The organism is Methylobacterium sp. WL103 (genome assembly GCF_008039885.1).
Taxonomy (GTDB): Bacteria; Pseudomonadota; Alphaproteobacteria; order Rhizobiales; family Beijerinckiaceae; genus Methylobacterium; species Methylobacterium cerastii.
Genome location: NZ_VRUX01000980.1, coordinates 1 through 1,028, shown reverse-complemented (window position 1 = coordinate 1,028; position 1,028 = coordinate 1). Strand labels below are relative to the sequence as shown.

Genomic DNA, 1,028 nt, shown 5'->3' with positions numbered 1-1,028 from the left:
CGCGGCTGCGCACGGCGACCGGCTGGACGCCCCGCGGCGACTGGGACGCCGCGATCGCCGACGTGCTCGAGCATGCGCGCGCAAGGCTGGGCCGGCCCGGACCGTGAGCACGGCCGTCGGGTCGGCGAAGGGCAAGTTTAGGTCGGCAAGGAAATGAGGACGTCGTGAGCAGCCTGAAGTTCGGGACGAGCGGCCTGCGCGGCCTGGTGGCCGACCTCGTCGGGTGGCCGAGCTACGCCTATGCCGGCGCGTTCTTCCGCTCCGTCGGGGCCACTTCCTGCGCGAGCCGCACCGCGGTGATCGGGCGCGACCTGCGCGACAGCAGCGCGGACATCGCCGCCACCGTCGCCACGGCGGCTGCCGCCGCGGGCTTTGCCGCGATCGATTGCGGCCCGCTTCCGACGCCGGCGCTGGCGCTGGAGGCGATCCGGCGCGGGGCCTGCGCCGTGATGGTCACCGGCAGCCACATCCCGCAGGACCGCAACGGCCTGAAGTTCTACCGGCCCGACGGCGAGATCACCAAAGCCGACGAGGCCGCCATCCTCGCCGCCCTCGGCGACGTCTCCGCGGTCGGGACGATGCCGGCGCCCGTCGCCGCGACGCCGGACCCGGACGTGGTCGAGCGCTACCGGCGCCGGTACAGTGCGGCCTTCGCGCCCGACATCCTCGCCGGCCTGCGCGTCGCCGTCTACCAGCAGAGCTCGGTCGCCCGCGACCTGCTCGCCGACTTGCTGGCAGGGTTCGGCGCCGAGGTCACGCCGGTCGGCCGCTCGGACACGTTCGTCCCGATCGACACCGAGGCGCATCGCCCGGAGGACGTGACTTACATCGCCGAGACCATGGCGTCGGGCGCCTACGACGCGCTGGTCACCACCGACGGCGACGCCGACCGGCCGCTGGTGGCCGACGACGCCGGCTGCATCCTGCGCGGCGACGTGCTCGGCCTGATCACGGCGCGGTATCTCGGCGCCGACGCGGTGGCGGTGCCCGTCACCGCGGGCTCGGCGATCGAGCGGGCCGGCGGGTTC

The 1,028-nt window shown here is 74.6% G+C and carries 1 pseudogene; it reads left to right on the top strand.

From position 1 onward, the window contains the following. Nucleotides 1–164: 164 nt before the first annotated feature. Nucleotides 165–1,028: pseudogene (locus FV222_RS27180) on the top strand (phosphomannomutase); the annotation flags it as partial.